General features: G+C 70.5%; 18 protein-coding genes, 1 tRNA gene and 1 pseudogene. 16 read left to right on the top strand and 4 right to left on the bottom strand.

The window, feature by feature from the left end:
- Positions 1–5: 5 nt before the first annotated feature.
- Positions 6–1,691, bottom strand: a complete 1,686-nt coding sequence (locus tag ACIO6U_RS12805) for a helicase HerA-like domain-containing protein (RefSeq protein WP_401718213.1) — start codon at positions 1,689–1,691, stop codon at positions 6–8.
- Positions 1,692–1,788: 97 nt separating this feature from the next.
- On the opposite strand from ACIO6U_RS12805, the gene ACIO6U_RS12800 reads away from it, so the two are divergent.
- Both ACIO6U_RS12800 and ACIO6U_RS12795 read left to right on the top strand, forming a co-directional pair.
- On the top strand, positions 1,789–2,085 hold the full coding sequence (locus ACIO6U_RS12800) for a type II toxin-antitoxin system VapB family antitoxin (protein WP_188284476.1): 297 nt from the start codon (positions 1,789–1,791) through the stop codon (positions 2,083–2,085).
- Between the two features lie 21 nt (positions 2,086–2,106).
- Positions 2,107–2,826, top strand: coding sequence for a LytR C-terminal domain-containing protein (locus ACIO6U_RS12795; RefSeq protein ID WP_391042312.1), 720 nt, complete (start codon positions 2,107–2,109; stop codon positions 2,824–2,826).
- A 255-nt stretch (positions 2,827–3,081) separates the two neighbouring features.
- Here the strand turns inward: ACIO6U_RS12795 and upp are convergent, their stop codons facing one another.
- Positions 3,082–3,717: a uracil phosphoribosyltransferase gene (gene upp, locus ACIO6U_RS12790; protein ID WP_355336522.1), complete on the bottom strand. Its 636-nt coding sequence runs from the start codon at positions 3,715–3,717 to the stop codon at positions 3,082–3,084.
- 214 nt (positions 3,718–3,931) lie between these two features.
- On the opposite strand from upp, the gene ACIO6U_RS12785 reads away from it, so the two are divergent.
- From ACIO6U_RS12785 to ACIO6U_RS12770, 4 genes are all read left to right on the top strand, one after another.
- A complete protein-coding gene (locus ACIO6U_RS12785; protein WP_401718545.1) occupies positions 3,932–4,240 on the top strand; it encodes a hypothetical protein in 309 nt (102 codons plus the stop codon).
- Between the two features lie 271 nt (positions 4,241–4,511).
- Positions 4,512–5,051 (top strand): hypothetical protein, encoded by a 540-nt coding sequence (locus tag ACIO6U_RS12780; RefSeq protein ID WP_355336524.1) that lies wholly within the window; start codon positions 4,512–4,514, stop codon positions 5,049–5,051.
- Between the two features lie 32 nt (positions 5,052–5,083).
- Positions 5,084–5,518: a nucleoside deaminase gene (locus ACIO6U_RS12775; RefSeq protein WP_355336525.1), complete on the top strand. Its 435-nt coding sequence runs from the start codon at positions 5,084–5,086 to the stop codon at positions 5,516–5,518.
- A 31-nt stretch (positions 5,519–5,549) separates the two neighbouring features.
- A tRNA-Ser gene (locus tag ACIO6U_RS12770) sits at positions 5,550–5,639 on the top strand.
- 93 nt (positions 5,640–5,732) lie between these two features.
- Here the strand turns inward: ACIO6U_RS12770 and ACIO6U_RS12765 are convergent.
- Positions 5,733–6,338: a Uma2 family endonuclease gene (locus tag ACIO6U_RS12765; protein ID WP_355336526.1), complete on the bottom strand. Its 606-nt coding sequence runs from the start codon at positions 6,336–6,338 to the stop codon at positions 5,733–5,735.
- A gap of 269 nt (positions 6,339–6,607) precedes the next feature.
- Here ACIO6U_RS12765 and ACIO6U_RS12760 point away from each other — a divergent pair.
- From ACIO6U_RS12760 to ACIO6U_RS12745, 4 genes and pseudogenes are all read left to right on the top strand, one after another.
- Positions 6,608–7,018: pseudogene (locus tag ACIO6U_RS12760) on the top strand (transposase); the annotation flags it as partial.
- Positions 7,019–7,047: 29 nt separating this feature from the next.
- Complete coding sequence (locus ACIO6U_RS12755; protein WP_355336527.1) at positions 7,048–7,377, top strand: hypothetical protein; 330 nt, start codon at positions 7,048–7,050, stop codon at positions 7,375–7,377.
- Between the two features lie 158 nt (positions 7,378–7,535).
- Positions 7,536–7,778: a hypothetical protein gene (locus ACIO6U_RS12750; protein WP_401718207.1), complete on the top strand. Its 243-nt coding sequence runs from the start codon at positions 7,536–7,538 to the stop codon at positions 7,776–7,778.
- Between the two features lie 3 nt (positions 7,779–7,781).
- On the top strand, positions 7,782–8,390 hold the full coding sequence (locus ACIO6U_RS12745; protein ID WP_401718204.1) for a histone deacetylase: 609 nt from the start codon (positions 7,782–7,784) through the stop codon (positions 8,388–8,390).
- Here ACIO6U_RS12745 and ACIO6U_RS12740 read toward each other — a convergent pair.
- Positions 8,365–9,504, bottom strand: coding sequence for a Fic family protein (locus tag ACIO6U_RS12740; RefSeq protein WP_355336530.1), 1,140 nt, complete (start codon positions 9,502–9,504; stop codon positions 8,365–8,367). The genes ACIO6U_RS12745 and ACIO6U_RS12740 overlap by 26 nt on opposite strands.
- A gap of 267 nt (positions 9,505–9,771) precedes the next feature.
- Here ACIO6U_RS12740 and ACIO6U_RS12735 point away from each other — a divergent pair, with 267 nt between their 5' ends.
- From ACIO6U_RS12735 to ACIO6U_RS12710, 6 genes are all read left to right on the top strand, one after another.
- On the top strand, positions 9,772–11,775 hold the full coding sequence (locus tag ACIO6U_RS12735; RefSeq protein ID WP_401718201.1) for a phospholipase C: 2,004 nt from the start codon (positions 9,772–9,774) through the stop codon (positions 11,773–11,775).
- A 252-nt stretch (positions 11,776–12,027) separates the two neighbouring features.
- On the top strand, positions 12,028–12,192 hold the full coding sequence (locus ACIO6U_RS12730; RefSeq protein WP_188284483.1) for a hypothetical protein: 165 nt from the start codon (positions 12,028–12,030) through the stop codon (positions 12,190–12,192).
- 83 nt (positions 12,193–12,275) lie between these two features.
- Positions 12,276–12,569, top strand: a complete 294-nt coding sequence (locus ACIO6U_RS12725; RefSeq protein ID WP_355336532.1) for a Dabb family protein — start codon at positions 12,276–12,278, stop codon at positions 12,567–12,569.
- A 256-nt stretch (positions 12,570–12,825) separates the two neighbouring features.
- The gene (locus ACIO6U_RS12720) at positions 12,826–13,647 is read left to right on the top strand and encodes a SigB/SigF/SigG family RNA polymerase sigma factor (protein WP_391042301.1); all 822 of its coding nucleotides are present in this window, start codon (positions 12,826–12,828) and stop codon (positions 13,645–13,647) included.
- Positions 13,648–13,814: 167 nt separating this feature from the next.
- Entirely contained in the window at positions 13,815–14,657 is an 843-nt protein-coding gene (locus ACIO6U_RS12715) for an RNA polymerase sigma factor SigF (RefSeq protein WP_093712083.1), read from the top strand.
- Between the two features lie 53 nt (positions 14,658–14,710).
- Positions 14,711–15,577, top strand: coding sequence for a hypothetical protein (locus tag ACIO6U_RS12710; protein ID WP_401718196.1), 867 nt, complete (start codon positions 14,711–14,713; stop codon positions 15,575–15,577).
- The last annotated feature ends 184 nt before the right edge of the window (positions 15,578–15,761 follow it).

Genomic DNA, 15,761 nt, shown 5'->3' with positions numbered 1-15,761 from the left:
CGTCGCTACCGCTTGCGGACGCCGAACAGCGAGCGGCTGATCTCGCGGCCGAGCTGCGTGCCCATGGAGCGGGCGAGGGACTTGAACGCGCCGCTGTGGACGACCTGTTCGACGATTCCGGCGTCGGCGGCGGCGCCCTTGGCGGCGGAACGGCCGCTCTCCGGGGCGGCCTTGGGCGCGCTCTCGGCGGCTTCGGCCCGCGCGGCGGAAGCCGCTTCGGCGGCGGCCAGCTTCTCGTAGGCGGACTCGCGGTCGACCGCCTCGGCGTACCGCCCGTACAGCGGCGAGGACTTGACGGCGGAGTCGAGCACGGCCGCGTCCACGGGACCCATCAGCGACTCGGGGGCGCGCAGCCGGGTGGCGGCCACCGGCGTCGGCGCGCCGTTCTCGCTGAGGACGGTGACGACGGCCTCGCCGGTGCCGAGCGAGGTGAACAACTCGCCCAGGTCGTAAGCGGAGTTGGGGAAGGTGGAGACGGTGGCGCGCAGCGCCTTGGCGTCGTCGGGCGTGAAGGCGCGCAGGGCGTGCTGGACACGGTTGCCGAGCTGGGCGAGCACGTCGCCGGGGACGTCCTTGGGCGTCTGCGTGACGAAGAAGACGCCGACGCCCTTGGAGCGGATCAGCCGTACGGTCTGGGTGATCGCGTCGAGGAACGCCTTCGAGGCGCCGTTGAAGAGCAGGTGCGCCTCGTCGAAGAAGAAGACCAGTTTCGGCCGGTCGAGGTCGCCGACCTCGGGCAGGTCCTGGAAGAGGTCGGCGAGCAGCCACATCAGGAAGGTCGAGAAGAGCTGCGGCTTGTCCTGCACGGCGGGCAGCTCCAGCACGGAGACCAGCCCGCGCCCGTCGGACGCCGTACGCAGCAGCTCGCTCGTGTCGAATTCCGGCTCGCCGAAGAACGCGGCGGCGCCCTGCGCCTCGAAGGCCGTCAGGGTCCGCATCAGCACCCCGGCCGTCGCCGACGAGATCCCGCCGATCTCCTTCAGCTCCGGCTTGCCCGCGTCGGAGGTCAGGAAGGCGATGACGGCCCGCAGGTCCTTGAGGTCGTACAGCTCGAGGCCCTTGGTGTCGGCGTAGTGGAAGATCAGGCCGAGCGACTGCTCCTGCGTGGTGTTCAGGCCGAGCACCTTGGACATCAGGACGGGGCCGAAGGCGGTGACGGTCGCCCGTACCGGGATGCCGGGGCCGAGGCCGCCCAGCGCGTAGAACTCGGCCGGGAAGCCGGTGGCCGTCCAGTTCTGGCCGACTTCCGCCGCCCGCCGCTGGACCTTCTCACCCGGTTGGCCCGGCGCCGACACGCCGGAGATGTCGCCTTTCACGTCCGCCAGGAAGACCGGGACGCCCTGCGCGGAGAGCTGTTCCGCGATGAGCTGGAGCGTCTTGGTCTTGCCGGTGCCGGTGGCGCCCGCCACCAGGCCGTGCCGGTTGAGCATGCCGAGCGGGATGCGGACCGGCGCGTCGGGGTGGCACTCGCCCTCCCAGAGCAGCGCGCCGAGGTCCAGCGCGGGGCCGGTGAAGGCGTAGCCGCGGGCGATGTCGGCGGCGGGGGACGGCAGTGTCGGCCCGGACGGCGCCGCTGATGGCCCGGACGGTGGGGCTGTCGGCCCGGACGGTGCGGGAGTCGACCCCGGTGTCACGGCCGCCTCACCCGTGACGGCCTCACCGGCGGAACTATTCGGCTGGGGATCGGTCATCACATGCTCCCGATTCATACGACGATGAGGCTTTTGCCACCATCGCACCCCGGCAGCGGTGCTGCGCCCGGACAAGCCGGGCCGGTAGGCTTTCCGTGTGATCTTCAAGCGCATCGGAAACGGGCGGCCGTACCCGGACCACGGCCGGGTGAGTACGCGCGAGTGGGCCGACGTCGCCCCACGTCCCGTGCGGCTGGACCAGTTGGTGACCACCAAGGGACAGCTCGACCTGGAGACACTTCTCGCCGAGGATTCCACCTTTTACGGCGACCTCTTCGCCCATGTCGTGAAATGGCGGGGCGACCTCTATCTCGAGGACGGACTCCACCGGGCGGTACGCGCCGCGCTCCAGCAGCGCCAGGTGCTCCACGCCCGGGTCCTGGAGATGGACTGACAATCCGCTTACGCTGCGCTCATGAGCATGCTGACCCCCTCCGGTATGGGCGGGAAGTACCGGGTCACCGGCAAGCAGTACCCGAGGATGCGCCGCCCGCGCCGCCGCGGCCGTGTCGTCACCGCCGTGCTCGCCTCGGTCGTCGTGCTCGGCCTCTTCGGTTACGGGGCGCTGCAACTCGTCCATGTCTTCCGCGGGGACGACAACGGCGACACGAAGGCGAACGCGGCACCGCAGAACCGCCCCTGCGTCACCGTGGCCCCCACCGCCCCCACGGGTAAACCGGCCCCGCTGCCGCAGCCCGCGGGCGTCACGCTGAACGTCTTCAACGCCACCGCCAAGGGCGGTCTGGCCAAGACCACGGCCGACGAGCTGGCCAAGCGCGGCTTCAAGGTCAACAAATTCGGCAACGCGCCCGACCCGTACGACAAGAAGGTCGGCGAGTCCGCGCTGATCGTCGCCGGGCCCGCGGGCGAGGCGGCGGCCCGCACGGCGGGCACCCAGGTGGCGGGCTCGACCGTGAAGATCGACCCCAAGCGGACCGACAAGACCGTCGATGTGATGATCGGCACGGCCTTCACGGCGCTTTCCGGTCCGACCGACGTGGCGAAGGCCCGGATCGTGGCGGCGAACCCGCCGCCGCCGAAGCCGGTGTGCGTGACGCCGAGCCCGAGCGCGTCGGGGGGCGCCCCCGGCAAGACGGGGGCCACGACGAAGGCGGGCGCGCCGGCGAAGCACTAGCCGCCGCGGCGGGCGCCGCCTTGGCGGGTGGCGCTTGCGCGGGTGGCTTGGCGCGGGTGGCTTGGCGCGGGTGACTGCCTTCGTGGCGGCCGACAGCGTATGTGCGAGAGGGGCGGGACCTGAGCCAGGTCCCGCCCCTCCGCTTGTCGGATCAGCGGCCGGACAGCGTTCAGGGTGTCCGGACCGTTCAGCCCGCCCTGACCGTTCAGCCCTTCCGGGGCGTCCGCGACACGCCGGGTCGGGCCGGGCCGATTGTCAGCTCACCGTGCCGTACATCCGGTCGCCCGCGTCGCCGAGGCCGGGCACGATGTAGCCGCGCTCGTTCAGCCGCTCGTCGACCGCGGCCGTGACCACGGTGACCGGCTTGCCCGCCAGGGCGCGCTCCATCGACTCGACGCCCTCGGGCGCGGCCAGCAGGCACAGCGCGGTGACGTCGTCGGCGCCGCGGTCGATCAGCAGGTCGATCGCCGCCACCAGAGTGCCGCCTGTCGCCAGCATCGGGTCGACCACGTACACCTGCCGTCCCGACAGGTCCTCCGGCATACGGGTGGCGTACGTCGCCGCCTCCAGCGTCTCCTCGTCGCGGACCATGCCGAGGAAGCCGACCTCGGCGGTGGGCAGCAGCCGCACCATGCCGTCGAGCATGCCGAGCCCGGCGCGCAGGATCGGCACCACGAGGGGGCGCGGGTAGGAGAGCCTGACCCCGGTGGTCGGGCCGACCGGGGTGCGGATGTCGACCTGCTCGGTCCGCACGTCGCGGGTGGCCTCGTAGGCGAGCAGGGTGACCAGCTCGTCGGCGAGCCGCCGGAACGTCGGCGAGTCGGTGCGCTCGTCGCGCAGGGTGGTGAGCTTGTGCGCGACCAGCGGGTGGTCGACAACATGGAGACGCATGAATATGACTGTATCCGCCGGGTGGGGGGCGCGTCGCCAGTGCGATGAGCAGCCCGGCTCCGCGCACCTTCTGCGCCTGGCGTGGGGTAAACGGCGCGAACGAGGGAAACTGGCCAGATACGCCCGGTGTGCCTTCCGGGTGAAGCGAGCCCCAGGGATGGTGCCCGAGATGCCGGAGCCCGACCGAGCAGCCGAGCGAGCAACCGACCGAGCCATCGACCGTGACGCGGATCGCACCGACCGCACTCCGGATCGCGCCACCGACGGCGCCCCCGCCGACGCTGCGGACCGATCTGCGGACCGATCTGCGGACCGTACTGCCGACCGATCCGCGGACCGTACTGCCGACCGGTCTCCCGGCCGTTCCCCCGCCCGCGACACGGACATCGAGCGGCGCCGCAAGCGCGCGCTGTTCCTGCGGGAGCTGAACGAGGCAAAGGAGCTGCGCGAGCGGGTCCAGCCGCGACGCGCCCGGGTCGCCCGGCTCCGTCAGCAAATGCGGATGCGCACCTTCCGTTGGTGACCGCGCCGCGCGGGTGACCGGGTACGGATCACGTATACGCCGCGTACGCGCCGCGTACACAGCGTGACGGATCAGTACCGTACGGGTGACCGTTCCGGGCCCACGATGGCCGGACTTTCCAGAGAAGTGACGAAGACCTGGCACGTCGCGGTGCAGAAGACCCTTCGCAACGCCCCGGTTTCTGCCACGATGCCGAGTGGGTGGGGCCAACGGAAGTCGAAAGCGGCCCCCATCCGGTCCGGACGGCCTGAGACCCTGTGGGAGAGTCACGGTGTACTTCGCCGCACTGCTCGCGCGCACCGAGGACGGTTGGCAAGCGAGCGAACCCGATCTCGACGATGTGGAAACCCTCGCCGATCTGAGCGATCTGGCCCGCGCGGCCGGCGACGAGGAGGAAACGGTTCTGGTCTTCATCGAACAGGAGGACGCCTGGTTCGGCGTCATCCGTGTGGACGGTGAAGAGGATCCCAGGATCTATGTGTCCGACGCGGCTGCCGCCGCCCGCAGTTCGTACGGGGAGATCCTGCTCACCGACGAAGTGCTGGGCCGCGACCCCGAGGACCTGGACGAACTCGTGGACCTCGACGGCACCGAGGACGGCGAGGACGACGAGACCGAGGACGCCGTGGCGGGCCCCTCGGAAGACCATGTGCCGACCGGTCCGCTCGGCGAAACCGACATCCTCACGGATCTCGGCATGAGCACCAGGGAACTGCTGGCGCTCAGCGGTGACGGCGCGCTGACCGGTGAGGCGCTCGGCGAGATCGCCGACGCGCTGGGGTGCGGGGACGTGCTGGAGGCGGTCCGCTGACAGACCCTCTGAAGGACCCCTGGGTCGCCGCGATGCGGCTGGCCCTTGAAGAGGCGGCACAGGCCCCGCTCACCGGTGACGTACCGGTGGGCGCGGTCGTGCTGGCCCCCGACGGCACGGTGCTGTCCCGTGCCCGCAACGAGCGCGAGGCCACCGGCGACCCGACCGCCCACGCCGAGGTCCTCGCCATCCGCCGCGCCGCCGCCTCCGTCGGCGGCTGGCGCCTGACCGGCTGCACCCTCGCGGTCACCCTCGAACCGTGCACCATGTGCGCGGGCGCGATCGTCCTCTCCCGGCTCGACCGCGTCGTCTACGGCGCCGCCGACGACAAGGCGGGCGCCGCCGGTTCCCTCTGGGACGTGGTCCGCGACCGCCGCCTCAACCACCGCCCCGAAGTCATCCCCGACGTCCTCCCCACCCCCTCCGCCGCCCTCCTCACCCGCTTCTTCCGTACAACCGATTTCTGACCACCCCCCCGCGTGGGCTAGGATCTCTCTCGGTAGCGTGTCCGAGCGGCCTAAGGAGCACGCCTCGAAAGCGTGTGAGGGGGCAACTCCTCCGTGGGTTCAAATCCCACCGCTACCGCCATGAACAGCGAAGTTGAGGGGCCCGACCGCACTGCGGTCGGGCCCCTCAACGTGTTCGTCGGAGGGCCGTTCGCCGGGGAACCCTTCGTGGCCGTTACTCGTCGTCGTAGCGCTTGAAGTCGCTGGTGTCGATGGTCCAGGGGCCGAAGGGGACCTGGTCGCCGAAGACGTAGGGGAGCACGGTGGAGTAGTGCGGGCCGCTGGAGCCGGGGGCGGGGTCGGCGTAGGTGAAGACGAGACCCTTGCGAGGGTCGATGAGCAGGTAGAGCGGGATGCCCATCGCGGGGTAGTCGGCGGCCTTCTCGACGTAGTCGTTGTCCGGGTTGGACTCGGAGACCACCTCGACCACCGCGAGCAGGTCAGCGGGGTCGACTGTCGGTTTCGGCTCTTCCAGGATGTCGAGCGGGAGGACGACGGCGTCCGGTCGGCGCATCCGCCCCACCGCCGGGTGCTCCACTTCGGCACCTGACTGGGCGACGATGTCACGGTCCGGATGCGTGGCCGGGAGCTGAGCGTTCAGCTGGCGGACGACGCGGGTGGCGATGGCCTCGTGGCGGTTGACCGGGCTCATCATCACGACGACCCCGGCAGCTCCGATCTCGATCGCCCAAGCCCCTTGCAAGCGGTCCGCCAGCGGCCAGAGCTCCTCCGCGATCTTCCGCATACGTGCGTAGACCTGCGGGTCCGCTGCTTCGGTCACGACTCCTCCGTACGGTGGGTTCAACCGGCACCCGAGCCAGTGAAGCGCCTGCAACCGACTGACGCGGTTGCTCCTGCGAGTCTGCATGCCACCGCGGCCATCGCCAAGGCGGACTTGCCCCGGCCTGCGGCGTTCCGGGACCGGCCGAAGAACAACGATCCATGAGCGCATGGCTCCCAAGCCGCGCCGCGCGCCTGTCGCCCCCCCCAAACGGCTCTACCTTCTTGATCGGGTTGATCGAGCCATTCGTAGGGTTGGGTCGCCCAGGGGTGACCAGCGGTGAGCCCGCGCTGCTGCTGGCGCTGCTGGTCAGCCACGGCCAGGAGGTCCTCACCCGCGTGGTCAACCGCCTGCGCGGCACCCCGCTGTCCATGTTCCCGGCCCTGGAGAGGGCCCTGGACATGGCCAACACCGGCCCACTCAGGCTGCTGACGGGCTGCCAGACTCCGCATGCGATCCGCCGTGCCGGGGTCACTCGGCTGGCGATGGCCCTCAACGAGCATGTTGTCGAGCTGGACAAGCTCATCGAGGACCGGTTTCGCGAGCACGAGCTCGCTGACATCGTGCTGAGCGTCCCGGGCATCGGCACGACTCTCGGAGCCGAGTTCCTCGCCGCCGTCGGTGGCAGCCTGGACAGGTTCGACTTCCCAGACGCCTTGGCGGCCTTCGCCGACGTCGCCGCGGTGAAGGCGCATGGAAGAATCGACGTATGCAGTCTTTTTCCGCCAGCCCCGACAGTCTGAGCGGACCCCTGACCCTCCTTGACGACGAAGGGACGAGCTGGATTCTTCATCGCAAGCGGCTTGACCTGCGCATCGTCCGTCGGCTGGTCAAGGACGCCACCACACTTGTCTTCTGGGGAGACATGGGCGGTATGAGCCCCCGGCTCACGACGGCGGCCGAACGTCCCCTGCTCTGGGACCGGATCAAAGACGAGTACATGGGCCCCGGCGGAACATGGTCGACCGGCCGCTACCTGGCTCACGAGTTCCGCGCCGAGCCGGGACACCGCATGCTCTACGTCGAGGACCACTGCTGAGCTCCGCGCGCGGCGATTGAGTCGGAACCCGTTTCCGCGAACGGAGTCATCGACAACAGCAGTAGGAAGCTGGGACATCACTGCTCCCGAGCCTCACCTCTTCAGTGACCAGCGGTTACTCAATAAACCCGGCCCGCTCCCCCGGTAGAATCGGAGCCATGCCCTCCCCCGTGTATGCCACGACCGGCGAAGGCGCGGCGCCGGGCGCGCCGCGGTGGCCGGGGTGGTCGACGCACGACGAATTCCTCGCGGTGCCGGGTGACGCGACCCGCGCCTCGCGCCCGCACCGGCACAATCCCCAGGCCCTCGAACCCGGCGACGGCGAACCGCGGTTCGGCCTCTTCCCCGATGTCCTCCCGCGCGGCCTGCCCGCGACGGAACCGACGACCCCCCGCCCGTAACCGATGCCCGCCACGTCGGAGCGCCTGGTCTGGTACGTGTCGTACGGCTCCAACATGTCGCTGGCGCGCCTGCGTTGCTACCTGACGGGCGGCACGGCCCAGGACACCGCGGACGGCGGCGGGCGTACGTATCCCGGTTGCCGCGATCCGCGGATGCCGGAGCGCTCGGTGGGGATCGAGCTGCCGGGGACGGTGTACTTCGCCACCTGGTCGCCGGTCTGGCACGGCGGACGCGCCTTCTACGACCCGCTGGCCCCCGGTCGCGCCTGGGCCCGCGCCCACCTCCTGACCCTCGGTCAGTTCTCGGACATCGCCGCCCAGGAGATGTACGCCGCCCCCGGCCACGACCTCGACCTCACCCGGGTCCTCGCCGAGGGCCGCGACCGCCTCGGCCCCGGCCGCTACGAAACCCTCCTCCACCTCGGCGACCTCGAAACCCACCCCCTCCTCACCTTCACCGCCCCCTGGCACGCCCCCGACGCCCGGCCGGTCCCCCCGTCCCCCGCCTACCTCGCCCACCTCGCCGCGGGCCTCCGCGAAGCCCACACCTGGCCCCCTGAAGCGATCACGACCTACCTCGCGGGCCTCACGTCGCGGAGTACGGCTCGATGAGCGGTCGCGGATCACGTACTCCGCGAACGATCTCCTCCGGCACCCCGGGGCCCTGTGCGTAGTAGCGCCCCTGCGCTTCACCGTGGGCCGACAGCCATCCCGCCCTGACGAGTTCACGGATGTCACGTTGGGCCTGCTGCTCGCTCAACTCCGCGTCCGCCTGGTACGTCGCCCGCCGGACCCGGTTTCCCATCAGGGCCGGGTACAGGGCGTACAGCGTGCGCTCGGGCAGCCCTTGTCGCTCGACGGCCTCCTCAAGCGCGGACCACACCGTGCGGGTGGTCTCGACCTGCCGCTGTACGGCCTGGGCCTGTTGATGGTGGGCGCGCAGGCAGAACCGGACCCAGGCGCGGGTGTCCCGGTCCGGCGTCCAAACCGGGCCGCCGACCTCCGCCAGTACGTCGTAGTAGCGATAGGTGTTGCGGGCCCGGCCCAGCCACTCCTCAATACTGGAGAACTCCGGCGCGACGATCCCTTCCCGCGCCAGGACCAAGGTCTGGAGCGCGCGGGACATCCGGCCGTTTCCGTCCGCCCAGGGGTGGATCGCGACGAGATTGAGGTGCGCCATCGCGGCTCGCACCAGAGCGGGCGCTTCCAGGTCGCCCTCGTTGAGCCAGACGACCAGTTCCGCGATGAGATCCGGCACCGAGTCGGCGTCAGGCGCGGTGTAGGCCGCGATGGTCGGGTCCTCGGGTGAGGTCACGTACACCGCACCGGACCTCCACCAGCCCGGACGTTTGAGCAGGTGGTGGCCTTGCATCATGAAGTGCAGACCGTTGAGCAGACCCTTGCCGTAGGCGAAGTCCGGCCCGGCGTCCGTCAGTCGCTGGATGTACGTCATGGCCTGCCGGTAGCCCTCGATCTCGGCGGAGACCGTCTGGTCGGCCTCGATCGGCGCCTCGCCGAGCATGATGTCTTCGACATCGGCGACGCTCGCCGCGTATCCCTCGATCGTGTTCGAGCCGGCGATCGCCCGCGCTGTCAGATTGCGGCGGAGCTGCCCCTCCCAACGGCGCGGCGTCCGCAGGTGGAGCCGGAGCCGGTCGCGCATCCCCTCGATCTCACCGAGGACCCGCTCATCCACGTCGTCCAGGCCAGGCGTTTCATACAACATGACGCAATGACACCATCATCCCGTCAATACGTCAAACCGTCTCTCAACGCGACCTACCTCGCGGGGCTGGCCGGGGTGGCCTGATCTCGTCGCGCGGGGGGCGTCCGGGGCGGGCGGGGGCGTTCCCCTTGGGGGGCGGACTCCGTACGTTCGTAGGGAGTCGGGGTCGCGTTCACCGAAGGGCGGATTGGCGAAGGCGGCGCGACGGTCGGTGTGTCCTGATATGTCTGGTGTGGGCGGCACGAGAGCGAAGGTGGGATCGGGAGCATGGACCTGGCTGAGCGGACGAGAAGCCGAGGGCGGGTCCGGCGCGGACACGTACACCAGGGACACGCACACCAGGGACACGTACACCAGGGGTACGCGCACCGCGGACACGCCCACCGCGGGCGGATCGCGCTGGCCGCGACGGCCCTGACCGCCGCCGCCGTGCTGGCCGTGGCGCCGGGGGCGTCCGGGGCGTCCGGCGCTCCGGGACCCGAGGCCGCGACGGCCACGCCGGTCAAACACGTCGTGGTCATCTTCGACGAGAACGTCTCCTTCGACCACTACTTCGGTACGTATCCGAAGGCCGCGAACACCGACGGCACGCGCTTCACGGCCGCCCCCGGCACCCCGGCCCCGGTGAATCTGCTCAGCGACGGCTCCCGGCTGCTGACGCACAACCCGAACCAGTACCAGCCGCGCCGCCTGAGCCCGTCGCAGGCGCTCACCTGCGACCAGAACCACAGCTACACGCCCGAGCAGCAGGCGTACGACGGCGGCGCGATGGACCAATTCGTGCAGCACACGAGCAGCGACAAGTGCTCGGGGCTGTACGGGAGTCCGGGCCTGACGATGGACTACTTCGACGGGAACACCGTCACCGCGCTGTGGAACTACGCCCAGAACTACACGCTGGGCGACAACAGCTTCGGCGACGTCTTCGGCCCCTCCACGCCCGGCGCGCTCGGCCTGGTCTCCGGGCAGACGCACGGCGGCGTCTCGATCGACCCGAAGACCGGCGAGCAGGTCCCGGTGGAGCGGTCCACGACCGTACGCAGCCCCGACCCGACGACCGGGGTCGGCACGGTCGTCACCGACCCGGACCCGGCGTACGACGACTGCTCGGACAACAACCACACCGCGAGCGGCCAGCTCACCGCGATGCGCGGCCGCAACGTCGGGGACCTGCTCAACGACAAGGGCGTGACCTGGGGCTGGTTCCAGGGCGGCTTCGCGCCGACGTCCTCGCCGGGCGGCACGGCGGTCTGCGGCGCGACCCACGCCAATGTCGGCGGCAACGCGTCGGTGGACTACTCGCCGCACCACGAGCCGTTCCAGTACTACGAGTCGACGGCGAATCCGCACCACCTGCCGCCGACGTCCGCCGCGATGATCGGCCGCCAGGACCGGGCCAACCACCAGTACGACCTGACCGACTTCGACACGGCGCTCGCGGCCGGGAATCTGCCCGCGGTGTCGTTCCTGAAGGCGGCCGAGTACCAGGACGGGCACGCGGGCTACTCCGACCCGCTGGACGAGCAGCACTTCCTGGTCCGCGAGATCAACGCGGTCCAGCGGTCGCCGCAGTGGGCGAGCACGGCGGTGATCGTGGCGTACGACGACTCCGACGGCTGGTACGACCAAGTCGCCGCCGCGATCACCAACGGCTCCACCGACGCGGGCGCGGACACCGCGATGTGCGCCGACGGGCCGCCCGCCGCGGGCGGCTACCTCGACCGCTGCGGTCCGGGACCCCGGCTGCCGCTGCTGGTCGTGTCCCCTTACACCCGGCGCGATCACGTCGAGCACGCGCTGACCACCCAGTCGTCCGTCCTGCGCTTCATCGAGGACAACTGGGGTACGGGCCGGATCGGCGACGGCTCCTTCGACGCGACCGCGCACCCGCTCGACCCGATGTTCGACTTCGCCCGGCCCCAGCAGCGCGCGGTGCTGCTGAACGCGGACGGCTCGGTCGCGAAGACCGTGCCGGTACGAGTGACGCCCGGCCGCCGGACCCCGCTCCCGGAAGGCGCGTCGGGCGGTACGGCGAGCGGTACGACCACGGGTACCAGTAGCGGTACGACCACGGGTACGAGCAGCGGTACGAGCAGGGGCGCGGCGTCGGCCGCGGACGCCACGACGGCGGGACCGGGTACGGGCGCGCCCGCCGCCTCGGGGCCGGGCGCCCGGCTGACCGGCACGGAGATCGCCGGCGGGTCCGCCCTGGTGGTGCTGCTGGCGGCGGCGGGCGGCACATGGCTGCTGCTCCGGCACCGCAGGACGTGACGGCGGGCGGCCGGAAACAAAGCGACGGCAAAGCGAGGTCAAGGGGCGGTAAGCCGCGGCAAGCGGCGGCAAGCGGTGCCGACAGGCCGATCCCACGCTCCGGACCTGCCACGAACCCGAGCCCGACCTTCATCTTCTAAGAGGATGATTGGGACAACAGGCCGTCTGATTACGCCATCTGATGGATAGACTTCCGTGATTGCACACTTGTGACCGTCGGTGCGGGCTGCGGGCTGGGGAGGGCAAAGGCGCATGGCGCAGGCGAAGAAGATCACCATGTACGTACTGGTGATCTTCATCCTCTACACGATCATCAATCAGCCGGCCCGAGCCGCTGATCTCGTCCAGGTAGGCTTCCAGGGCATATCGAACGCCGCGAAGAGCATCGGGAAGTTCATGCACGACCTGGCCAACTGACCGGCGGGCCGTCCCGGCCGCTCCGGCGGCGCACCACCAGTACCCAGCGGCACGCGGCGGCATGCCGGCGGCGAGGGAGTCCCATGATCCGGCATCTGGTCCTGTTCAGGCTCAACGAGGGCGTGCGGCAGGACGAACCGCGTGTCCAGGCGGGCGCGCGGGCCTTCGCCGAGCTCGGCGAGAAGGTGCCGGAAACGCTCTCCTGGGAGTGCGGCTGGAACATCACGGACCGCCCGATCGCCTATGACTTCGCCATCAATTCCACCGTCGCGGACGCGGCGGCGCTGACGGCGTATCTCGAACACCCGGAGCACCGGGCGGCCGTCGCGCTCTGGTCGGAGTTCGCCACCTGGGTGATCGCGGACCTGGAGATCTGACCTCCCGGCCGAGCGCACGACGAGCGTTCACGCGCCCCCCGCCGACCGGTGGGGGGCGTTTTCGCGCCCTTTGAGCCCCCTCGCGCGCCACCTCCGCGCACCCTTCGCTCCGGATTCACACCGCCGGACGGGGGACTTCCGGGCCGCCGGTTCGTACAACACGGCAATATGCGGTGCTTGCACAAAGCGGACATGAATTGTGATGCTATGACCGCTTTTGCCGGATGAGTGGACCGATAAGGGGTGTGGTGTGCCGGTGTCGGCCCATACGGCGTCAACAACGTATCCCCGAGGCAGAACCCGTACGCCCAGTGCCAACGCGGCGGACGCGAGAGCGCTCACCCAGGTGCTCTTCGAGCAGATCACCAAGCTGGAGCCCGGCACCCCCGAGCACGCACGGGTGCGGGCCGCGCTGATCGAGGTGAATCTGCCGCTGGTGCGCTACGCGGCGGCCCGCTTCAGGAGCCGCAACGAACCGATGGAGGACGTGGTCCAGGTCGGCACGATCGGCCTGATCAACGCGATCGACCGGTTCGACCCGGAGCGCGGCGTGCAGTTCCCGACCTTCGCGATGCCGACCGTCGTCGGCGAGATCAAACGTTACTTCAGGGACAACGTGCGGACCGTGCACGTGCCGCGTCGCCTGCACGAGCTGTGGGTCCAGGTGAGCGGCGCGATCGAGGACCTGACCGTGCTGCACGGCAGGTCGCCGACGACGGCCGAGATCGCCGAGCGGCTCAAGCTCGCCGAGGAGGAGGTGCTGGCGTGCCTGGAGGCGGGCCGCGCCTACCACGCGACCTCACTGGAGGCGGCGCAGGAGGGCGACGGGGCGCCGGGGCTGCTCGACCGGCTCGGCTACGAGGACCCGGCGCTGTCCGGGGTCGAGCACCGCGACCTCGTCCGCCATCTTCTGGTCCAGCTTCCCGAGCGGGAGCGGCGCATCCTGCTGCTCCGCTACTTCGGCAACCTGACGCAGTCCCAGATCAGTGCGGAACTGGGGGTTTCGCAGATGCACGTGTCCCGTCTGCTGTCCCGGAGCTTCGCGCGACTGAGGTCCGCAAACCAGCTCGAAGCGTAGCTGAAGAGGATTAAGTCACCTGCACAGATATGTCGACATGGCGCTACAGCGTGTTGCCGACATGTGACATTCTGCGGGTACCGCGTTTGTCGCGAGCCGGCCTCCGGTATTCCAGTGGAGGAACAACCGTCGCTCGCGACACCCGTCCGCGACCTCAAGGGGGTGGCATGTCCGTACAGGTGGGCAGTCCCAAGGTGCTCAAGCCCGACACGGCGACCGCACCGCACGATGCTCTTCACGGCGAGGCCATCGACACCCGCACGCTGTCCCGATCGCTGTTCCTGCGCCTCGCGGAACTGCCGGTGGACAGCCCGGAACGCACCTATGTACGTGACACGCTCATCGAGCTGAATCTGCCACTCGTGCGGTACGCAGCCGCTCGCTTCCGCAGTCGGAACGAGCCGATGGAGGACATCGTCCAGGTCGGCACGATCGGCCTGATCAAGGCGATCGACCGCTTCGACTGCGAGCGCGGGGTGGAGTTCCCGACCTTCGCGATGCCGACGATCGTCGGTGAGGTGAAGCGATTCTTCCGCGACACCTCCTGGTCGGTCCGGGTCCCGCGCCGCCTCCAGGAACTGCGGCTGGCGCTCACCAAGGCCAGCGACGACCTCTCCCAGAAGCTGGACAGGTCGCCGACGGTCGCCGAACTGGCGGTCTGCCTCGGGGTGTCGGAGGAGGACGTCGTCGACGGCCTCGCGGTGGGCAACGCGTACACCGCCAGCTCGCTGGACTCCCCGCCGCCCGAGGACGACGGCGGCGAGGGCACCCTCGCGGACCGCCTCGGCTACGAGGACACCGCGCTCGAAGGCGTCGAGTACCGCGAGTCGCTCAAGCCGCTGCTGGCCCAACTGCCGCCGCGCGAACGGCAGATCATCATGCTGCGGTTCTTCGCGAACATGACGCAGTCGCAGATCGGCGAGGAGGTCGGCATCTCCCAGATGCACGTCTCCCGGCTGCTGACCCGCACCCTCGCACAGCTCCGTGACGGCCTCACCGCAGAGGCATGAGGTGGCACTGACGGGGTGGTGACGACCTGACACCCCGTCAGTAAACTGACGTGATGGTCGCGTTGGTCTCGTACGTCGCGTTGAGGAAGACCCAAGCACTGCTGCGCACCACGGCTCCGGCGCTCGCCGCGCTGGGCCTGCTCGTCATGGCCACCGGCTGCGCGGGCGGCGGCACCACCGGCCATGTCGCGATCGGCGGCGTCGGCCCCTCCCCGAGCGCTCCCCACGACGTCCCCCCGGACGGCGACGTGGTCCTGGTCCCGCTCGACGGCCCGGCCCCCGGCGCCGCGAAGCCGTCCCGTACGCCCTCGGGCACGGACACCGGCACGGGGCCGCGTACACCCTCCTCCGGAGCGCCCCGGACACCCTCCTCGCCCCACGGGACCCCCACGACCCCCGGCGGACCGGCCAGCGGCTCGACAGCCCAAGCGGGCGGCGGCACGGACTCCGGTACGGGACCGGGCTCGGCTACGGGCGGCGGTACGGGTTCAGGGGGTACGAGTTCAGGCGGTACGGGTTCAGGGGGTACGGGACCGGGCGGTACGGGCTCGGGCGGTACGGGCTCGGGCGGTACGGGCTCGGGCGGCGGGTCCGGCGGGGCCACGACGGCGCCGCCGACGGCCGCGCGGCTCACCGTGAGCGCGCCCACGCGTACGGCGGACGCGGACCGCTGGTGCGAGAAGGTCGCCGTCACCTTCACCAACGCCGGGGGTCTGCCGGTGACGGCGGGCACGGTCACCTTCGGCACCCACATCATCGGCGGGCTCGGCATCGACTGGGCGACCGTGGAGACGGCGAAGCCCGTGCCGGTGCCGCTGGCGGGCGGGGCGTCGCGCACCGCCTCCTGGGACCTGTGCGTGGACGCCTGGCGGGTGCCGCTGGGCATGCACATCGAGACCAGGGACGTCACGCTGTCCTGACCGGCGCCTCCTGGCGCCGACCCGGTCCCGGTCTGTCCCCCGATCCGCCCGTGGACCCAAGGACAGCCCCGACAACGGACCCGTCAAGACCCGTCCACGGACCTGCCCACCGACCTGTCTACCGACCTGTCCACGGACATCCGTGGCGATATGCCCCCGTTGGCACATCCTGCTGCGTAGGGAC

The sequence above is a fragment of the Streptomyces sp. NPDC087422 genome, assembly GCF_044744145.1.
Lineage (GTDB): Bacteria > Actinomycetota > Actinomycetes > Streptomycetales > Streptomycetaceae > Actinacidiphila.
The sequence above is the reverse complement of the archived record's forward strand: the minus strand, read 5'-3'. Positions and strand labels throughout refer to the sequence as shown.

Bases quoted from the DNA above. Each gene is read 5' to 3' on its own strand.
- ACIO6U_RS12750 (WP_401718207.1), top strand. From the start codon at position 7,536: ATGCCCTCCCCCGTGTATGCCACGACCGGCGAAGGCGCGGCGCCGGGC.
- ACIO6U_RS12710 (WP_401718196.1), top strand. From the start codon at position 14,711: ATGGTCGCGTTGGTCTCGTACGTCGCGTTGAGGAAGACCCAAGCACTG.
- ACIO6U_RS12775 (WP_355336525.1), top strand. From the start codon at position 5,084: ATGCGGCTGGCCCTTGAAGAGGCGGCACAGGCCCCGCTCACCGGTGAC.
- ACIO6U_RS12740 (WP_355336530.1), bottom strand. From the start codon at position 9,504: ATGTTGTATGAAACGCCTGGCCTGGACGACGTGGATGAGCGGGTCCTC.
- ACIO6U_RS12755 (WP_355336527.1), top strand. From the start codon at position 7,048: ATGCAGTCTTTTTCCGCCAGCCCCGACAGTCTGAGCGGACCCCTGACC.
- ACIO6U_RS12745 (WP_401718204.1), top strand. From the start codon at position 7,782: ATGCCCGCCACGTCGGAGCGCCTGGTCTGGTACGTGTCGTACGGCTCC.
- ACIO6U_RS12805 (WP_401718213.1), bottom strand. From the start codon at position 1,691: ATGACCGATCCCCAGCCGAATAGTTCCGCCGGTGAGGCCGTCACGGGT.
- ACIO6U_RS12725 (WP_355336532.1), top strand. From the start codon at position 12,276: ATGATCCGGCATCTGGTCCTGTTCAGGCTCAACGAGGGCGTGCGGCAG.
- ACIO6U_RS12730 (WP_188284483.1), top strand. From the start codon at position 12,028: ATGGCGCAGGCGAAGAAGATCACCATGTACGTACTGGTGATCTTCATC.
- ACIO6U_RS12715 (WP_093712083.1), top strand. From the start codon at position 13,815: ATGTCCGTACAGGTGGGCAGTCCCAAGGTGCTCAAGCCCGACACGGCG.
- upp (WP_355336522.1), bottom strand. From the start codon at position 3,717: ATGCGTCTCCATGTTGTCGACCACCCGCTGGTCGCGCACAAGCTCACC.
- ACIO6U_RS12795 (WP_391042312.1), top strand. From the start codon at position 2,107: ATGAGCATGCTGACCCCCTCCGGTATGGGCGGGAAGTACCGGGTCACC.
- ACIO6U_RS12735 (WP_401718201.1), top strand. From the start codon at position 9,772: ATGGACCTGGCTGAGCGGACGAGAAGCCGAGGGCGGGTCCGGCGCGGA.